At 59.5% G+C, this 18,516-nt stretch carries 10 protein-coding genes and 1 pseudogene; 6 read left to right on the forward strand and 5 right to left on the reverse strand.

Going from position 1 to position 18,516, the window contains the following annotated elements; genetic code table 11:
- Window positions 1-217: 217 nt before the first annotated feature.
- Window positions 218-1,117, reverse strand: a complete 900-nt coding sequence (locus CGL56_RS16415; RefSeq protein ID WP_099107670.1) for an alpha/beta hydrolase — start codon at window positions 1,115-1,117, stop codon at window positions 218-220.
- 231 nt (window positions 1,118-1,348) lie between these two features.
- Between CGL56_RS16415 and CGL56_RS16420 the strand changes: the two are divergent.
- Window positions 1,349-2,588, forward strand: a pseudogene (locus CGL56_RS16420) (IS256 family transposase).
- Window positions 2,589-2,718: 130 nt separating this feature from the next.
- Here CGL56_RS16420 and CGL56_RS18120 read toward each other — a convergent pair.
- The 4 genes from CGL56_RS18120 to CGL56_RS18125 all read right to left on the reverse strand — a co-directional run bounded on the left by CGL56_RS18120 (window position 2,719) and on the right by CGL56_RS18125 (window position 5,886).
- Entirely contained in the window at window positions 2,719-3,828 is a 1,110-nt protein-coding gene (locus tag CGL56_RS18120; RefSeq protein ID WP_143470762.1) for a hypothetical protein, read from the reverse strand.
- Window positions 3,829-3,854: 26 nt separating this feature from the next.
- Window positions 3,855-4,385 (reverse strand): hypothetical protein, encoded by a 531-nt coding sequence (locus CGL56_RS16430; RefSeq protein ID WP_099107672.1) that lies wholly within the window; start codon window positions 4,383-4,385, stop codon window positions 3,855-3,857.
- A 536-nt stretch (window positions 4,386-4,921) separates the two neighbouring features.
- Window positions 4,922-5,374: a tetratricopeptide repeat protein gene (locus CGL56_RS16435; RefSeq protein ID WP_099107673.1), complete on the reverse strand. Its 453-nt coding sequence runs from the start codon at window positions 5,372-5,374 to the stop codon at window positions 4,922-4,924.
- The gene (locus tag CGL56_RS18125) at window positions 5,374-5,886 is read right to left on the reverse strand and encodes a hypothetical protein (protein WP_143470764.1); all 513 of its coding nucleotides are present in this window, start codon (window positions 5,884-5,886) and stop codon (window positions 5,374-5,376) included. Before CGL56_RS18125 ends, CGL56_RS16435 begins: the two co-directional genes overlap by 1 nt.
- 738 nt (window positions 5,887-6,624) lie before the next feature.
- On the opposite strand from CGL56_RS18125, the gene CGL56_RS16440 reads away from it, so the two are divergent.
- The 5 genes from CGL56_RS16440 (at window position 6,625) to CGL56_RS16460 (ending at window position 18,513) form a co-directional block, all read left to right on the forward strand.
- The gene (locus tag CGL56_RS16440; RefSeq protein WP_143470765.1) at window positions 6,625-9,321 is read left to right on the forward strand and encodes a helix-turn-helix and ligand-binding sensor domain-containing protein; all 2,697 of its coding nucleotides are present in this window, start codon (window positions 6,625-6,627) and stop codon (window positions 9,319-9,321) included.
- A 127-nt stretch (window positions 9,322-9,448) separates the two neighbouring features.
- Window positions 9,449-11,326, forward strand: coding sequence for a glucoamylase family protein (locus CGL56_RS16445; RefSeq protein WP_099107675.1), 1,878 nt, complete (start codon window positions 9,449-9,451; stop codon window positions 11,324-11,326).
- A 31-nt stretch (window positions 11,327-11,357) separates the two neighbouring features.
- The gene (locus CGL56_RS16450; RefSeq protein ID WP_099107676.1) at window positions 11,358-14,057 is read left to right on the forward strand and encodes a T9SS type A sorting domain-containing protein; all 2,700 of its coding nucleotides are present in this window, start codon (window positions 11,358-11,360) and stop codon (window positions 14,055-14,057) included.
- A 57-nt stretch (window positions 14,058-14,114) separates the two neighbouring features.
- Complete coding sequence (locus CGL56_RS16455; RefSeq protein WP_099107677.1) at window positions 14,115-15,503, forward strand: glucoamylase family protein; 1,389 nt, start codon at window positions 14,115-14,117, stop codon at window positions 15,501-15,503.
- Between the two features lie 28 nt (window positions 15,504-15,531).
- Window positions 15,532-18,513, forward strand: coding sequence for a SusC/RagA family TonB-linked outer membrane protein (locus tag CGL56_RS16460; RefSeq protein WP_099107678.1), 2,982 nt, complete (start codon window positions 15,532-15,534; stop codon window positions 18,511-18,513).
- Window positions 18,514-18,516: the final 3 nt, after the last annotated feature.

Below are 18,516 nucleotides of genomic sequence, written 5' to 3' on the forward strand. Positions count from 1 at the left end.
AGCTGGCCCCTGCCGGGTATTTCTGCAGCTGGGGGGGCGCTACGTCATTTGGGGTATCCACTTCCGGAGGGGGATAATTCGCTGTTTCTCGTCAACTTCAACGCCGAGCCGGTGGCTTCCTCTTGCGGGCGTAAGAGGCAGGCGGTACCCTGTTTCACATATTCCGCTTTGAACCGCGAGTAGAACGGGCACACTTTGTAAACCGGAACCCGCTAGTTTACTGCTCTGGAGTTGGAAGATTCTGCTTGAAAAACTCCCAGTAGCTGTTGCCCAGGGCTGCAAACATCTCTTTAGGCGAATGCCCCGCTCCTTCCAGGATGGTGGTGGAGTGCTCAATGTCCAGTTGGTCGAGGTGATCAGAGAATTTCAGCACATTAGTTAGACTGGGATCAGCACCGCCGAGGATCATCCTGATTTCCAGGTTACCACGAATGTTGGGGGCATTATCAATGGCAATTTGCCAGGGGCTTAACTGACGGAAAAACGCTGTATCCCCACCGTATACGCGGTCCAACGTTTGCTGTGCTTTTGCCTTTCCGGCTACCGGGGCTTCCTCGGGGTCCAGCATCTCCTGCATAGGCCCCGGATTGATCAGTGAAATGGCGGTAAACAGCTCAGGGTATTTCAGTCCCAGTCTGGCCGCGCCGTAGCCTCCCATGCTGCCACCCTCCAGCATCCGGCCCCGCGCCTGGCCAATGGTTCTGAAGGACGTATCAATATGCGGAATGAGTTCGTGGATGATGACACTTTCCATCCTGACGGAGCCATCTTTCGAGTCCACCCACATACTTTCCCTTTTGCCATCGTCCAGAAAAACCACCAGGGCGGGGGGGATTTTCTCACCTTGCATTGCCGCGTGAAACCGTTCGGCCAGCATATTCAGCACGCCGGGAGGCCAGCCACCGCTTCCGTGGAGCCAGTAAATTACCGGATACGATAGGGTTGAGTCCAGCTCGTAGGCGTCGGGAAAGTAAACGTGGTAATCAACCCCACCCTTCATGTAGTCGCTATCAATGTGCTGGGTGACCACCTTTGCCGGGCCTGGAAGTTCAGCTGTTTCCTGTCCCGCGAGTTTTCCGAGCGATAGTAGGGCTAGCAAAAAGAGGAGGCTTTTCATGGCGGTCCGACCGGTTGTGCCTCAGTAAATTAGGGGGATACCCGATTTCACGCAAGCTGAGCTGGCCGTGGTGGTCCGGGAGTTGGAAGGATAAGGGGGGGGGATGGCCTTTTACCGTGATCGCCGGTGACGGCTGGCTGTACCGAGACCGTGAGACCGTGAGACCGGAGACCGTTGCAAAAAGTGTGTCACGATAAGAACCAATACTTTTCGTAACACAACTACAAGCAAATGGAAAACCACGAGTTTGATGTGGAAGCCTTCCGCAAGGAAGCGATCAAGAAACTGCAGGACGGTGAAGGGCTGCTGGGTGAGAACGGAGCGTTCACGCCCCTGCTAAAGTCCTTTCTGGAGCAGGCCCTGGAGGGTGAGCTGGACGCTCACCTAGCCGAAGAAGACGTCCCTAATCGGAAAAATGGTCGCGGCAAGAAGCGGGTACGCACCTCGCTGGGCGAGATAGACATCGCCACACCCCGCGATCGGAACGGCAGCTTCCAGCCCAAAGTGATCGGCAAACGGCAAAAGCAGCTGCCCAAGGACCTGGAAAGGCAAATCATGACCCTCTACGCCCGCGGCAGTTCGCTGGGGGACATCCGCGACTGGCTCGAGGAGATGTACGGGGTGGAAGTATCGCCGGCGACGATCTCGCGGGTTACCGACAAGGTCATTCCGCTGCTGGAGGAATGGCGCAACCGCCCGCTGGAAAGCGTATACCCCTTCGTTTTCATGGACGCCATTCACTACAAAGTCCGCGAGGAAGGCCGCGTAATCACCAAGGCGGTCTACGGAATAATCGCCGTGAACCAGGAGGGCTACCGGGACGTGCTGGGACTCTACATCGGTCAGAATGAGTCGGCTAAGTTCTGGATGCAGGTGCTCACGGACCTGCAGAACCGAGGCTTGGAGGACATCCTAATCGCCTGCGTGGACAACCTGACGGGCTTCGTGGACGCCATCGCCGCCGTCTATCCCAAGACCGACGTCCAGCTCTGCGTGGTGCATCAGATCCGCAACTCGAAGAAGTACCTGGCCTATACGGACACCTAGCGGGCTTAGGGGAAGGGGCCCCAAAGGCTTAGCCAAGTCGGACCTTAAGACGATCTACACCGCTACGACGCGCGAGAAGGCCGAGCACGCCCTCAATCGCCTGGAACAGAAGTGGGGCAAGCAGTACCCCAAGATCATCGCCTCCTGGCGCCGCAACTGGGACAACCTGACGCTGATGTTCAACTATAGCCCGCTGATCCGCAAGGTCATCTACACTACGAACGCCATCGAGGCCTTCCACCGGCAGCTCAGGCGGGTCACCAAGACCAAGGGCTCGTTCACTTCCGACACGGCGCTGATGAAGCTGCTGTATCTCGTACAGCGCGACGTCACTGCCAAGTGGCAAAAGCCCATGCACAACTGGAACCGGATCCTGGCCCAGCTGGCCATCCTCTACGACGACCGATTGCGCCTGGACCTCTGAGCCGGCGGCGCAAGCCTTCCCGGCCCTGGTTCTAGAACCAGGGCCGGGAGGGCTTGACTTTCTTCTTCTTTTCTCTTAATCTTTAATCCTAAGAATTACCCTTGACACACTTTATGCAATACTCCCCATTTTACTCTATGTTCTGAATATCCACGAATAGATAGACTTCTCTTTTCCCTTTTTTCCTTCTCCCAGTCACTTTAACTAAGTCCTTGTAGTTATCTCTCACAATACTAGCAAGTTCTCCTTCAGATGCTTCAAACTTATACGACCTACCTTCCTCGTCCATAATTTCAAATATATGTGTTGTCTTTCTGCTTTTGGACAAATCCAAAACTCCAATCACGCTAACAATAGTTCCCTCCTCTACCAGATCGAACTCCAGATTCTCCTCCATCTCGAATACATCACCGATTTCTGTACGCTTTCTAGTCAACCGAGTCTGAACTTCATCGCCATTAATGCTTGTAGTGAAGCCAATCATTTTAATTCTATCACCATCAGGTGCAAATGATTTAATTGATTCTACGAAAAAGTCATAGTAGGGATCGTCTTTCCCATACTCCTCTTTTAGTGCCTCTAAATTATTACTATTAATATAGTCGATTTTCCTTATTATCGAGGTAATGATACTGTTTTCTATAGCATACTTATCCCCAAATAAAAGATCACCATTCTTAGAGTTACCAATTTGGATAATGATTTTGTAACTACCTGTCATACCCGCACTAAAATACAGCGGATACATCTGGACAACGTTCCCGGGCCGGCCTCTACTATTGAATTTTTTATTTGCTTTCTTTTCGACTTCTTTTCTAGCTAAATCAGTTATAATATTGAGCCTATCAATTAACTCCGAACTTTTAATATATCCTGAACCAACCTCATTTCCTACAAATGAAAGTTGGAATTGGTTGTTCTCTAAACTTATACCATTTAAATATAAGTGCCTTTCGAAATTAACTTGATCAAATATGTCTCTTAACTCATCAAGTTCAACATCATCTCCTCGACCGGATATTCCGAGACAAGCTGAAATTTCGGCTTCTCTAAAAAGTTTAGCATTCAGAGCTAACGAAGCTGCACTCTTGTAGAATATTGAGCGGGACGGTTCATTATCTTCTACAGCTTCAATTGTGTCTGCAATAGATCTTTCTATATAATATGCTTTTTCAAATAATTCTGCAGCAACGGTAGGATTCTGCTGAACAATAGCAAATGCTTGTTCTGCAATATCCATAGCCTCATTATGTTTATCTAAAATAGTCATACTTTTTCGAACGCTATCCTAGGTTTACCGAAATCCGTGATTGCTACATAAGCGGGTAGTTTGCTACTGCGAGACTGCATTGTTTGCTCCTTTTTCTTTTTGATGCGCCTAGCAAACTCTGCATCTGATCCATTGATGAGGCCGGATACCTCTAAACGTGCTGACTTTTGATATAGGAGAATTTTCCGTTGCTTATCACCTAACCAGTAATCGATGCCTGTCCTCTTTGCGGACCGAATAATTATTTGATACGGGGTAAGTTCATCGGCAAATAAAGCTGCCATCCCTTCGGCACCCATTTCAGTAGCATCTTGAACGTCATTATGCGTCCTTTTCATGGCTTCACTGATCTCGGTATGCCAGCGTAGTTCATATTTCAACGATTGACTCGTGTCAAGACACTCAACCCCAGTCTTATGAGAATTGTGGTCTAAACAAAACAGAGCAGCTTCAAGTCGTTGCTCAGACCAGCTCTTTGTCAGTGCGGGCGTGCAATTCCTTATTTTTTCTATATCAATTTTCTTCATCTGCGTAATTATACAAATGTTTCCTGTGACTTAGGGTGCTTAGGATGGTTGCGCCGAACGTGAGCTGCCCACGCAGCTCCGGGATTTGGAATGATGTTGAGGCGTAGCCTCAAAAAATATTTCAAATGCTGGAGTTGCCGAAGGCAAGGTGGTGGATGAAGGGCATTTTTTTAAATGTCCTTCGTCCGGCACCCTGTAGACAGCTCACGTTGGAGTGGAAGGCGAAACGAAGTGTAGCCTTTCACTCCAACGGGGGCCTACCCGACGGCCGCCTCCACCAGCAAACACTACGGGTGTCAACCTTCTTTCCGACCACATTCAAAGCAATGATAGCACCCTAAATCTAAGCCGGCGGCTGTACGTGGTAGGCGGTGTTGTGTGCATCATATAGTTGTTCCTTATCACAGCTCTATCAGATTCAATAGAAAAAGCCAAAAATAAATCAGCAGCTACATTATAATACATTATCAATGTGCTACAGAATGATTGAATAGGATCGCCTACGAGCAATTAAGTGTACTAATTGAAGCATTATTTTATTGACAGTGGATTTCTATTTGTCGAGTAGCTGCACTAGATTCTAAAGTGGATGCGTACTTAAATTCACTACAAGCCTCCTCGTTCTGATCCAATTTAAGATGAATCATACCTTTATTATAGTGATACTTGCCATTTCCTTCTCCAAATAAAGTGATTGCGCTTTGAATATCTTGCAATGCATTACTGTATTGATCTAGATAATAATACAGTTCAGCTCTATTAGAATAATAATTGTGAGTTTTTGGACTTAATTTGATAGCTCTATTATAATCATTCAATGCCTTTTCATATTCTCTTCCTACTCTGAAACAATAACCTCGTCGCATCAAAAACTCATCGTTATCTTCCTCCACGGCAACTAATTGATTGTACAGTTGTCGTGCTAAATTGTAATTTCCGCTTTGAAATGCCCTATCAGCTTCTTGAATTAATTCTAGCTTATGGAGAATTACGACCTCTTTTTTTTTTCCTCGAGAGCACTAAATTTCTCCTGAATATTGGTAAACAATCTTCTGGCTTCTTTTATGGCTTCATCATCTTCTCCGTATAAACCATTCTGTATACCGTCCCAAAGATTACATGAAGAGGTTCTAACTTTCACGAATTCATCAAATACGTCCTGACTGACCGAAGCTTTACGAAATTCTTCCGACTGAACCGTTCGGGCCAATTCAAATTCAGTATTAAAATTAGCTTTTGCACTGGCGTTTCCAACCAAGTCATTTAGCTTGTCAGCATCAGCTTTCGCCGCAGCGCTAAGTTGGGAAAGTAATTCAATTTGCTGATCGACCGAAACACCCTCTTCAACAATTTGCCATTCAAGACGATAACTCAGAGGACACTTGTCCGCAAACAAACTATTTCTTGGGCAACCTGCACCTGAGAGTAGAGCGGATGCGCCAGCAATCAAAAGCATCCATTTTGTTGACTTCATAATGGTATCCTTGAAGGTTATTGGCATCTAAGATAAGGACTTTTCACAATTGAACAGGGATCTATAGGATTTTTTATGTGGACGATTTGTCCCTATGATTGCGAGGGAACACATCGTTCAACCCTGTACTAGTTCATCCTAAGGTGCTATTTCTATCAGATACCTGGGTTCAAACACGTACCTGATCTGTCATGCATTACTCAACAGTTAATTTATATGTATTTCATAAATATTGTCAAACGGTTTTTAAGTAAACCCGCTCATCATTCTCTAATATTAAATTTAGTTGATACCCGTAAGATGTGAATAGCGTAGTATCTAATTTTGTTTCATTAATTTTTTTTGAATTGAGTGTTTGATGATGGCCGCCAAATGTGGCCTATTGCACACAACATAAACACACCCGCATTGCGCATCCACACGCAATATGGGCGCAATTATTGACAGGTAGGCACCACCCGCCCTCCAATAATACGCCACGGATTTGAATTGGCGAGGGCCAAATTGACAGGTATGCACACAGTGAAGGGTACACGCAAAGAATCCGGGTGTGAATTGAACGCCGACCGGATTTAGCGAATGCACCTGAGGTCTTTATTATAGGTCCATCAGCTTAGACAACCTGGTAGAAAAGCTGCCTCGAACCTGGCGCAGCCCCACCACCCTTCCTCATTCTGCCACCAACGGACGAACACCTGGATTCCTCTGTTCCCCTCCATTAACAAGCGGTAGTTTTGCAGCCCCTCACTCACCTCGGCCGTTTCCGTGTTCCGTATCGTCCTTCTATGCTGTCTGTTCTTCCTGTCCGTCGCGCTGGCGGGGCAGGGGGTAGATGCGTTGCCGGTACTAACCCCCCGCACCACCAGTTTCTCCGAGGAGGACTACGGGGCGGGCAGTCAGAACTGGGACGTGGCCCAGTCGCCCGACGGGGTGCTCTACGTAGCCAATTCCGGCGGGGTGTTGCGTTACGACGGACTGAACTGGCGGGTACTCACCCTGCCCGGGCGGCCTACGGTGCGGGCCGTGGCCTGGTGCGGCGACCGGTTGTACGTGGGGGGCTACGGGGAGTTCGGCTACTTTCCGCGGAGTGGGGTAGGGCTGGGCGACTACGTTTCCCTCTCGGCCCGGCTGCCGGCGCGGGAGCAGGGGGAGGAGATCTGGAACATTGAGGTGCTGGCCGGCGGGACGGTGGTCTTCCAGTCCTTCTCGCGGCTGTACTGGCTGCGGGCGGGGGAGGAGGCGCCGACCGTGGAGGAGCCCGGGGCCATCATGCTGGGCCACGCGTCCGGCGACACCCTGCTGCTACCCGTCACCGGGCGCGGGGTAGTGAGCTACCTGCCCGACGGCGCGGCTACCCTGCTGCCCGGCAGCGACCCCGGCGGGCGGGCCATTGTAGGACTGGCGGGGCCGGCCGCGGCGCCCCTGCTGGCGACCCAGGACCGGATATACCGCTACCGCGCCGGGCGGCTGGAGCCCTGGTCGGCCGAGGCCGACGCCCGGCTGTCAGGACAGCAGATCAACCGGCTGCGGATCATGGGCAACGGGGAGGTGGCCGTGGGCACCATCGCCGGCGGGGTGTACTGCTTCGACGCCGGGGGGCGGCTGCTGTACCAGCTTTCCTTCGGGGCCGGCCTGGCGAACAATACGGTGCTGGCCCTCTACGAGGACCGCAGCGGCAACCTCTGGGCGGGGCTGGACCGCGGCCTCGACCTGGTGGTGCGCAGCGAGCCCCTGCGCTTCTACCGCTCCGGCGGGCGGCCCATCGGCGCGGCCTACGCGGCCAAGGTCTATAACGGTACCTTCTACGTGGGCACCAACCAGGGGCTGTATTACTACTCCCCCGCGAGCGCCCGCTTCGAGCTCGTGGCCGGTACCGCCGGACAGGTGTGGGAGCTGCGGGAGACCCCCGCCGGACTGCTCTGCGGCCACAACGACGGCACCTTCCTGGTCAGCGGCGACCGGGCGCGGCGCATCAGCGAGCGCTCCGGCGGCTGGCAGACCATCCCCGTACCCGGCGACAGCAGCCGCCTGCTGCAGGCTAACTACGCCGGACTGAGTACGCTGGATATTATGGGCGGAGCCGAGGCCCGGCTGGAAGGCCTGCTGAGCCCCCTGCGCTACCTGGCCCCCACGGGGCGGCAAAATGAGATACTGGCCCTCCACGGCTCGCGGGGCGCCTACCGGGTGGAGCTCAGCGACGACTGGCGGGGCATCCGGCGGGTGGATACCCTGCGGGAGCCCGACCTGATCCGCCCCCTGCTGGCGCGCTTCGGCGACACCCTGCTGGTGCAGACCGACGAAGGGGTGTACCACTACCGCGACGGGGCGCTTATAGCGCTGACCCATTTCCGGGGGGTGGCGCTGGCGGCCGGCCACTACCTGCTGCCCGGGCGGGCGGGCACGGCGGAGTGGTTCGTGGTTGGGCCGGACCGGCTCACCGCCTACCGCCACGGCACCCGCCTCGGGGCCGTACCCGTGCGGCTGCATCGCGACTTCCCCTACCTGACCGCCCTCGGCCCGGGGGAGTACCTGCTGTGCCTGGAGGACGGCTTCGCCGTCTACCGACCGGGCGACCACGCCGCCCCGGCCCACTACCCCCTGCAGCTCACCCTGGCCGGGGATGCCACGGACCGTATTGATTACCGCAACAACGACGTACGCCTGGCCTACGCCCTGCCGGTGCTCGACCGCGGCATCCGCTACCGCTACCGGCTCAGGGGCTTCAGCGACGGGTGGTCGGAGTGGTCGACCCGCGGCGAGCGGGAATTCACCAACCTGGAGGAGGGCGACTACCGCTTCGAGGTGGAGGCCGACTGGTACGGGGCCACGGCCCAGCTGGCCTTCACCGTGCTGCCCCCCTGGTACCGCACGGCCTGGGCCTACCTGGCCTACGCCCTGCTGGGGGCGGGGCTGCTGCACCTCCTCTACCGCGAGCACCGCAAGCGGCTGCAGCGACAGGCCCGGCAGCTGGAGGCGGTGCGGCAGCGGCAGCTGCAGCGGCAGCGCATCCTGGCCCGCAACGAAAAGCTGGAGTCCGAAAACCGCCGCAAGAGCCAGGAGCTGGCCAACACCACCCTGACCCTGGCCAAGAAGAACGAGATGCTGCTGGACCTGAAGGAGGAGCTGGCGCGGACCGGCGGCAACCGCACGGGGCAGCCCGCCCACAAGCTGCTCCACCTCATCGACCGCAACCTGAACACCGAGGAGGACTGGGCCATCTTCGAATCCCACTTCAACGAGGTCCACGAGGAGTTCCTCAAGCGGCTGCGCGCCACCCACCCCGAGCTCACCTCCGGCGACCTGCGGCTGGCCGCCTACCTGCGCATGGACCTTAGCTCGAAGGAAATCGCCCCCCTGCTGCACATCTCCGTCCGCGGGGTGGAGAACAAACGCTACCGCCTGCGCAAGAAGCTGGAGCTGGAGAACAACGACAACCTCAACCAGTATTTGCAGGATTTCTGAGAAAATCGTGCACATGGCGTAGTCGTGGTGAGGTCGTTTTCTAGGTTTTAAAGGGGTTGGGAGAGAACTTTGGTGAAGTAAGTGTGGGTTATATCCTGCACACTAGTCACGCTTAGTCGATCCGCAAATGCAGCATTTCTTACCCGCGCCCCCGAGGTGGTTAGCCTGTTTTTTCCTCCTTTCGTCCCTGGCCGGACTGCACGCCCAGGCCGGACCGGTGGGCGGCCTCGAGGCCACCGCCTACGACCACCACGTGGAACTGAACTGGGAGCAGCCGGGCAACCCCGCCGTGGAGAGCGTCCGCGTCTACGGCGCTGCGGAGGGGGGTGAGTTCGCCGTCCTGGGGACGGGCAGCCTGCAGAACCGCTACATCCACTTCGTGGGGGACTTCGACGTCACCACCCGCTACTTCCTCCGCGCCATCACCCGCGACGGCCGCCTGGGTGAGCCCTCCGATACGGTGGCGGCCACCACCTACGAGATGAGCGACTCGGCCCTGCTGGACATGGTGCAGGAGTACACCCTGCGCTACTTCTACGAATTCGGCCACCCGGTCTCCGGCATGGCCCGCGAGCGCAACACCACCAGCGTGGTGACCAGCGGCGGCACCGGTTTCGGACTTATGGCCCTGATCGTGGGCGCCGAGCGCGGGTTCCTTACCCGGGAACAGGCCCTGGAACGCACCAACAAGATCGTGGACTTCCTCACCACCGTACCCACCTTCAAGGGGGCCTTCTCCCACTGGATGAACGGGGCAACGGGGGCGGTGGTGCCCTTCAGTCCGCTCGACGACGGCGGCGACCTGGTGGAGACCGCCTTCCTGATCCAGGGGCTGCTCACCAGCCGGCAGTACTTCGACGGGGACAGCCCCGAGGAGGTGCGGCTGCGGGAGAACGTCAACCAACTCTGGTCCGGGGTCAACTGGAGCTGGTACCGCAAGCAGGTGGGCAACGTACTCTATTGGCACTGGTCGCCCAACCACGACTTCCAGATCAACCTGCCCATCCGCGGCTTCAACGAGACCCACATCGTCTATCTGCTGGGCGTGGCCGCCCCCACCCCGGGCCACCGCATCGCCCCCTCCCTCTACCACACGGGCTGGGCCGGCGGCAACTACACCACCAACGCCAGCTACTACGGCATCCCCCTGCTGGTGGGTTCGGGTAAGGGCGGGCCGCTCTTCTTCAGCCACTACAGCTACCTGGGCTTCGACCCCCGCGGCAAGCGCGACCAGTACACCAACTACTTCGTCCGCAACACCAACCACACCCTGATCAACTACGAGCACGCCCAGGCCAACCCCTACAACCGGGCGGGCTACGGGCCCGGCGTGTGGGGGCTCACCGCCAGCGACGACCCGAACGGCTACCTGGCCCACGCCCCCGACAGTCCCACACTGGACAACGGCACCATCACCCCCACCGCCGCCCTGGGCAGCATGCCCTACACCCCGGAGAAGAGCCTGACGGCCCTGAAGCACATGTACCGTGAGCTGGGCGACCGCACCTGGGGCACCTACGGATTCTACGACGCCTTCAACATCGGCGCCAACTGGTACGCCGACAGCTACCTGGCCATCGACCAGGGGCCCATCATCGTCATGATCGAGAACTACCGCAGCGGACTGCTCTGGGATCTCTTCATGTCGAGCCCCGAAATCGCCCCCGCCCTCGACGCGGTGGGCTTCGTGGAGGACACCACCACCGCCGTGGCCGCCCTGCCCGACTTCCTCGCCGACCGCCCGCTGGTGTTCCCCAATCCGGCCACCGCCGGCGGAGCCGCCCAGCTGCAACTCACCCTGGCCCGCCCCCAGACCGTGAGCGTACAGCTGGTGGACGTGACCGGCCGCACCCTGGAAACCCTCGTGACCCCCACCGCCCTGGCGGGCGGCCTTCACGAATTAACCCTGCACCCGCGCACGCGCCCCTCCCAGGGCTTATATTACCTGATGGTCACCGGACAACACGGCGAAAGCCTCACCCTGCCGTGGCTCATCACCCGCTAACCTTCTTTTTCGCTCTATAAATCAACACATCATGCAAAGACTTCTACTGTTTCTTCTCTGTTGCGCCACGGCCCTGAGCCTGAATGCGCAGACTACCGTGCTGGAAAACTTCGACGGTACCTCGGTGGTCACCTGGGAAGCCGTCGACGGCACCTACAACGGCGTCGTGGAAAACCCCGAGGACACCACGGGCATCAACCCCAGCGCGAACGTGGGCTCCTACACCAAGGCCGACGACCGCTCCTACAGCCTCTTCATCGGCACCTTCGACGAACCCCTCGACCTGAGCACCAACAACCGCTTCAGCATCCAGGTGTACGCCGGTGCCGCCACCAGCTTCATCCTGAAACTGGAAGGCCCCGACGGGAGCATCGAAGCCAAGAGAAACATCGCCACGGCCAACGTCTGGCGCACCTACACCTTCGACTTCAGCGGCACCGCCAGCCAGAAGCCGACCCGCGCCATCCTCTTCTTCGACGACGGGGTGGAGGAAAGCGGCGACACCTACCTCTTCGACAACTTCAAGGTTAGCCCCGCCGGTCCCTGCGCCGGTACCGTAGTGGACGCCACCATCATTGACGACTTCGAGTGCCAGCGCAACGCCACCTACGCCGTGCCGGGCTTCAACGACATCATGGTCATCGCCAACCCCGACAAGAGCGGCATCAACACCAGCGACAGCGTGGGGCAGTACACCGACCAGGCCGGTGCCTTCCACGCCCTGGTGATCGACTACGACGACGCCATCGATCTGTCGGTCAACAACAACATCTGCATGAAAGTGTGGGCCCCGGTAACGGGGGAGATCCTCTTCAAACTGGAGGGCGGCAGCTCGCCGAACAAGGAAGTACGCGTCATGGTAGACGAGGCGGAAACCTGGACGGAGGTCTGCGCTGACTTCAGCGACCAGTCCAACGCCAACCACAAGAAACTCGTGCTCTTCCTCAACGTCGGCGTGGACGACGCCGAGGGCGACATCTACTACATCGACGACATCACCATCACCCCCGCCCCGGCGGCCGAAGCCATTGAGGACTTCGAGGACGGTGCCAAGCTGACCTGGACGGCCGGCGGCAACAACGGTACCTTCAACGGGCCCATCGATAACCCCGACACCGAGGGCAACAGCAGCGCCACCGTGGGCTCCTACACCCGTGGCCCGGCCCCCTTTGCCACCCTGAACGCCATGCTGCCCAACGGCCTGGACCTGAGCGGCAACCCCCAGCTGAACCTGGACGTATGGGCCCCCAACGACAACACCGTGGTGACCATGCAGCTCTTCAGCCCCACCGAGGGCCGCAAGAGCGCCGACGCCACCGCCGCTACCGGACAGAGCTGGCAGACGCTGAGCTTCAACTTCGAGGAGTTCGCCGACGTCACCGACTTCGAGAGCATCTCCCTGATCTTCGCTCCGAACACCACGGGCACGGATACCTACTACTTCGACAACCTCTCCCAGGGCGAGAGCACTGTGGACGCTTGCGCCGACGTGGAAACCGACCCCCGCATCCTGGATGACTTCGAGTGCCAGCGCAACGCCAACTACACCGTGGGCGGCGAGTGGGTCTCGGTGGTCAACAACCCCGACGGCGGCAACGACTCCCCCAACAAGAGCACCAAGGTGGGTGCCTTCGACGACCAGCCCGGCGCCTTCAACGCCCTGGTCATCGACTTCGGCGGTGCCATCGACCTGAGCCTGAACAACCAGCTGCTGGTCGACATTTGGGCCCCGACCGACGGTCAGATCCTCTTCAAGCTCGAGGGCGGCAGCGCCGCGGCCGCGGAGGTCTTCCAGGACATCCCCTCCACCGAAGAGTGGAACACCTACACCGTGGACCTGAGCCCCTACCAGGGCATGGGCTACACCCGCCTGGTGATGTTCTTCGGCGCCGGCGGCGACAACGCCGCGGTCAATACCTACTACTTCGACAACCTGCGGCTGCGCCGCGCGCCCTACGTGAACTCCTGCATCTCGACCTTTGAGTCGGCCGACTTCACCCTGGCCGGCTGGCGATACTTTGCCAACGGCGACTTCGAGGGCAACGACTTCATCATCTCCGAGAACCCCGACCAGAGCGGCATCAACACCAGCGAAACCGTAGGCACCTTCGAGGAGGCCCCCAACGGTGAAACCTTCGCCGGCATGTACGCCGATCTCGACGCTCCCCTGGTGCTCTCCAGCGGCCAGAAGATGATCACCATGAAGGTGTGGATGCCCGTGGAAGGCACCGTGGTCTTCAAGCTCGAGCAGGGCATCGACGGCGCCCCGAACAGCGGCGACGTACCGGCCAGCTACACCACCCCCCGTGAGTGGCAGGAACTGACCTTCGACATGAGCTTCCTGCCCGACGGCGCCCGCTACAACCGCGTCACCCTGATCCCGAACAGCACCGAGGTGCCCGAAGCCGCCCAGACCCACTACTTCGACGACATCGCCGTGGGCAGTGGCGACTGCGCCAACACCACCGGTCTCTTCACCCCGGTACGGCTGGACGCCCTGCGGGTGTTCCCCAACCCGATCAGCAGCCAGCTGACCATCGAGAACCCCAACGGCGCGGTACGCTTCACCCTGACCAACATGCTCGGCCAGCCCGTCAAGCAGCTCAACGTCGAGGGGGCGCGCACGCAGGTGCAGTGGCCACTGGCCGACCTGCCCGCCGCCACCTACGTACTGACCGCCCACGACCGCAGCGGACTGCCCCTGGCCCGCAGCATCGTCGTCAAGCGCTAAGCCTGTGACCAACCTCCGGAGGGCCTGCCCTCCGGAGGTTTTTCAAAACCAAGAAATATGAGACTTTTACCGCTGGCCCTGCTGTTGTTGCTCGCCGCCTGCCAGGCTCCCACTGCCGGCAGCGAAGGGGCCGCCGCGACCGCCGAAGCCCAGCGCGCCTTCAGCGTGGACGAACTGCAGCGCCGCACCTTCAATTACTTCTGGGAAACGGCCCTGCCCGACAACTACCAGATCCCCGACCGCTGGCCCACGGAGCGCTTCAGCAGCATCGCCGCCACCGGATTTGGGCTGACGGCCTACCTGGTGGGCGTGGAGCGCGGCTACGTGACCCGCACCGCAGCGGCCGCCCGCACCCGGCTGACGCTGGAGAAGCTGTGGTCTTTGCCCCAGGGCCCCGACGCCAGTGGCGTGGCCGGCTACAAGGGGCTGTTCTACCACTTCCTGACCAACGACGAGGCCCTGCGCTACAAGGACGTGGAGCTCTCGACCATCGATACCGGCCTGCTCATGGCGGGCATCCTCTCCGCCCAGAGCTACTTCGACGGGAATACCCCGGATGAGCGCCGCATCCGCGAGCTGGCCGACAGCCTCTACCGCCGCGTGGAGTGGGACTGGAGCCTCAACGAACAGGGCCGCATGAGCATGGGCTGGCGCCCCGACCGCGGCTTCATCCCCGCCGACTGGAACGGCTACAACGAAGCCATGATCCTGCTCGTCCTCGGATTGGGCAGCCCCACCCACCCCCTGCCCGACGACGCCTGGGAGCGCTGGTCGGAAGGCTACGAATGGGCCGAATTCAAGGGGTATGACCACCTCAACTTCAGCCCCCTCTTCGGCCACCAGTACAGCCAGATGTACATCGACTTCCGCGGCATCCAGGACGCCTACATGCGGGAGCACGACAGCGACTACTTCGAAAACAGCCGCAAAGGCACCCTGAGCAACCGCGCCTACGCCATCGACAACCCCGGCAAATTCGTCGGCTACGGCCCCAACCAGTGGGGACTGACGGCCTGCGACGGCCCCGCCGACCTGGACACCCTGGTGGACGGCCGCCCGGTGAAGTTCTACACCTACCGCGCCCGCGGTGCCTCGGCCGACCACATCATCGACGACGGCACCATCGCGCCCACCGCCGCCGGCGGCTCGGTGCCTTTCGCTCCCGAGGAATGCCTGGCCGCCCTGGAGCATATGTGGACCACCCAGTACGACAGCCTGGTGGGCCCCTACGGATTCAAGGACGCCTTCAACCTCACCTACACCTTCGGCGAGGGCAACGCCAACGGCTGGTACGACACCGACTACCTGGGCATCGACCAGGGACCCATCCTGATCCAGATCGAGAACCACCGCTCGGAGCTGGTGTGGAAGCTGATGAAAAAGAACCCCTACATCCGCCGCGGACTCGAGCGCGCCGGCTTCACCGGCGGCTGGCTGGCGCAGTAACCCTGACCTACCCGAATAACCATCTATTATGAAAAGACTGATCTTCTCCCTCCTTACCCTCCTCGGCTGCGCGGCGGCCGTGGCCCAGACGACCGTCAGCGGCGTGGTCACCGGCGGCGCCGAGCCCCTGATCGGGGTGAGCGTGCAGGTGCCCGGCACCGGCAGCGGTACCATCACCGACCTCGACGGCCGCTACGAAATCACCGTGCCCGCCGGCCGCGATACCCTCTCCTTCTCCTACATCGGGTTCACCCCCCGCCTGGTGGCCATCCAGGGGCGGTCGACCATCGACGTCAACCTTAGCGAAGCCAGTGAGGTACTCCAGCAGGTGGTCGTCATCGGCTACGGCATCCAGCAGAAAGACGACCTCACCGGGGCCGTCAGCGTGGTGGAGTCCGACCAGCTCACCGACATCCCCACCCAGTCGCTGGGGCAGTCGCTGCAGGGCAAGGTGTCCGGACTGCAGATCATCCCCGGATCCGGCGCGCCGGGGGCCGACGCCATCTTCCGCATCCGGGGGATCGGCACCCTCAACGACGCCAACCCCCTCTTCGTGGTCGACGGGATGATCCTGAACGACATCTCCTTCCTCAACCCCCAGGACGTGCAGAGCGTCTCGGTACTCAAGGACGCCTCGGCCACCGCCATCTACGGTGCCCGGGGGGCCAACGGCGTCATCATTATCTCCACCAAGCAGGGTGGCGGTGAGGGCACCATCAACATCAGCGCCTACACCGGCACCCAGGAAGTGGTGCGCACCATCGACGTGCTCAACGCCACCGAGTACGCCACCCTGATCAACGAGGCCGACGTGAACGAGGGCCGCCAGCCCCGCTTCCCCAACCCCGAGCAGTACGGGGAGGGCACCGACTGGCAGGACGTCATCTTCCAGCAGGCGCCGATCTACAACGCCCAGCTCTCCTTCATGGGCGGCGGCGACCGCTCGACCTTCAACCTGAGCGCCAACTACTACCGCCAGGAGGGCATCATCCGCGGCTCGGCCTACGACCGCTTCACCACCCGCCTCAACAACAGCCGGCAGGTGACCGACTGGCTCAACGTGGCCGGTAACCTCAGCCTGGGTTACAACACCTCCGACAACATCAGCACCGGCAACATCCTGCTGACCGCCCTGCGCGCCGACCCCATTACCGTACCGCGGGACGAGAACGGCAACTTCGGCGACGCCAGCGCCATCGGCAACACCGGCAACCCCCTGGCCTCGATCTTCTACAGCAACAACGAAAGCCAGGCCTACCGCGCCGTGGGCAACGCCTACGCCGACGTCTCCTTCCTGGAGAACTTTACCTTCCGGACCAACTTCGGCCTGGACTTCAACTACGACCGCAACCGCGACTTCGTGCCCGCCTTCCGCGTCAGCGCCAGCCAGCAGAACGAGGAGAGCGACATCAGCGTCTTCAACGCCTACCGCCGCAACTGGCTCTGGGAGAACACCCTGAGCTACGCCAACGACTTCGGCGTACACCACCTCGACGGGGTGGTGGGCCTTACCTACCAGGACAACTTCGGGGAGTTCATCTCCGGCAGCCGCGAGCGGCTGGTGGGCAGCGACCCCTCCTTCTACTACCTGAACAGCGGCGACGTCACCACCGCCTCCAACTCCGGCGGGGTGTCCGGCGGCGATTGGGGACTGGTGAGCTACCTCGGCCGCCTGAACTACGTCTACGACGGCCGCTACCTGGTCACCGTCTCCGGGCGGGTCGACGGCTCCAGCCGCTTCGGCGCCAACAACCAGTACGGCTTCTTCCCCTCGGTAGGCCTGGGCTGGAACGTCAGCCAGGAAGAATTCTGGAACGCCGACGGCCTCATCAGCCGCCTGAAGCTGCGTGCCAGCTGGGGGCAGACCGGCAACGACCGCATCGGCGACTACCAGTACGTACCCCGCGTAGCCAACGGCCTCGGGGCCGTGTTCGGCCGGGATCCCATCCTGCTGCCCGGCGCCAGCCTGACCAGCCTGGCCAACCCCGACCTGGCCTGGGAGGAAACCACCCAGACCGACATCGGCGTGGAAGTGGGCTTCTTCAACAACCAGCTGCTCTTCGAGGCCGACCTCTACCGGAAGGTCACCAGCGGCATCCTCTTCCAGGCGCCCATCCCGAACTACATCGGCGCCAACCCCGCCGTGCGTAACGTGGCCGAGGTGCTGAACCGCGGCCTCGACATCTCGGGCACCTGGCGGGCCGGCAGCGACGCCTTCCGCTACAGCCTGGGCGCTAACGCCAGCTTCGTCCACAACGAAGTGCTGCAGCTCGACGGCAACACCGAGAACTTCTTCGGCGGCGGACTCGGCGTAGGCGGACAACTCGGTACCAACTCCCGCGTAGGCTTCGCCGCCGGCTCCTTCTACGGCTACGAACTCGACGGCGTCTTCCAGAGCGAGGAGGAACTCAACCAGTTCGCCCAGCTCGGCAACCAGCGCGTGGGCGACCTGCGCTTCCGCGACCAGAACGGCGACGGGGTGATTACCGCCGCCGAGGACCGCGTGGTGCTCGGCTCGGCCATCCCCGACATGATCCTGGGCGTCAACGGCTCGGTAGCCTACTCCGGCCTGGAGCTGACCTTCGACCTCACCGGACAGTTCGGCAACGAGGTCATCAACGCCAAGCAGATGGCCCGCTTCGGCGCCTACAACTACGAGGCCCGCTTCCTGGACCGCTTCACCGAACCCGGCAGCAGCCTGACCGACCCCCGCATCACCATCGCCGGCCAGAACTTCGAAACCCTCTCTTCCCGTTACGTGGAGGACGGCTCCTACGTCCGCCTGCGCAACGTCACCCTCGGCTACCGATTCGCCAGCGATCTGACGGACCGCCTCCGGATGCAGTCCCTGCGCGTGTACGTCAGCGGCACCAACCTGGTCACCTGGCAGGAGTACACCGGCTACAACCCCGAGATCTACAATGGCTCCGTCTTCGACAACGGCATTGACCGCGGGACCATCTACCCCATCGCCCGGACGCTGACCGCCGGACTGGACATCACCTTCTAAAAG

The sequence above is a fragment of the Neolewinella marina genome (assembly GCF_002631205.1).
GTDB lineage: Bacteria > Bacteroidota > Bacteroidia > Chitinophagales > Saprospiraceae > Neolewinella > Neolewinella marina.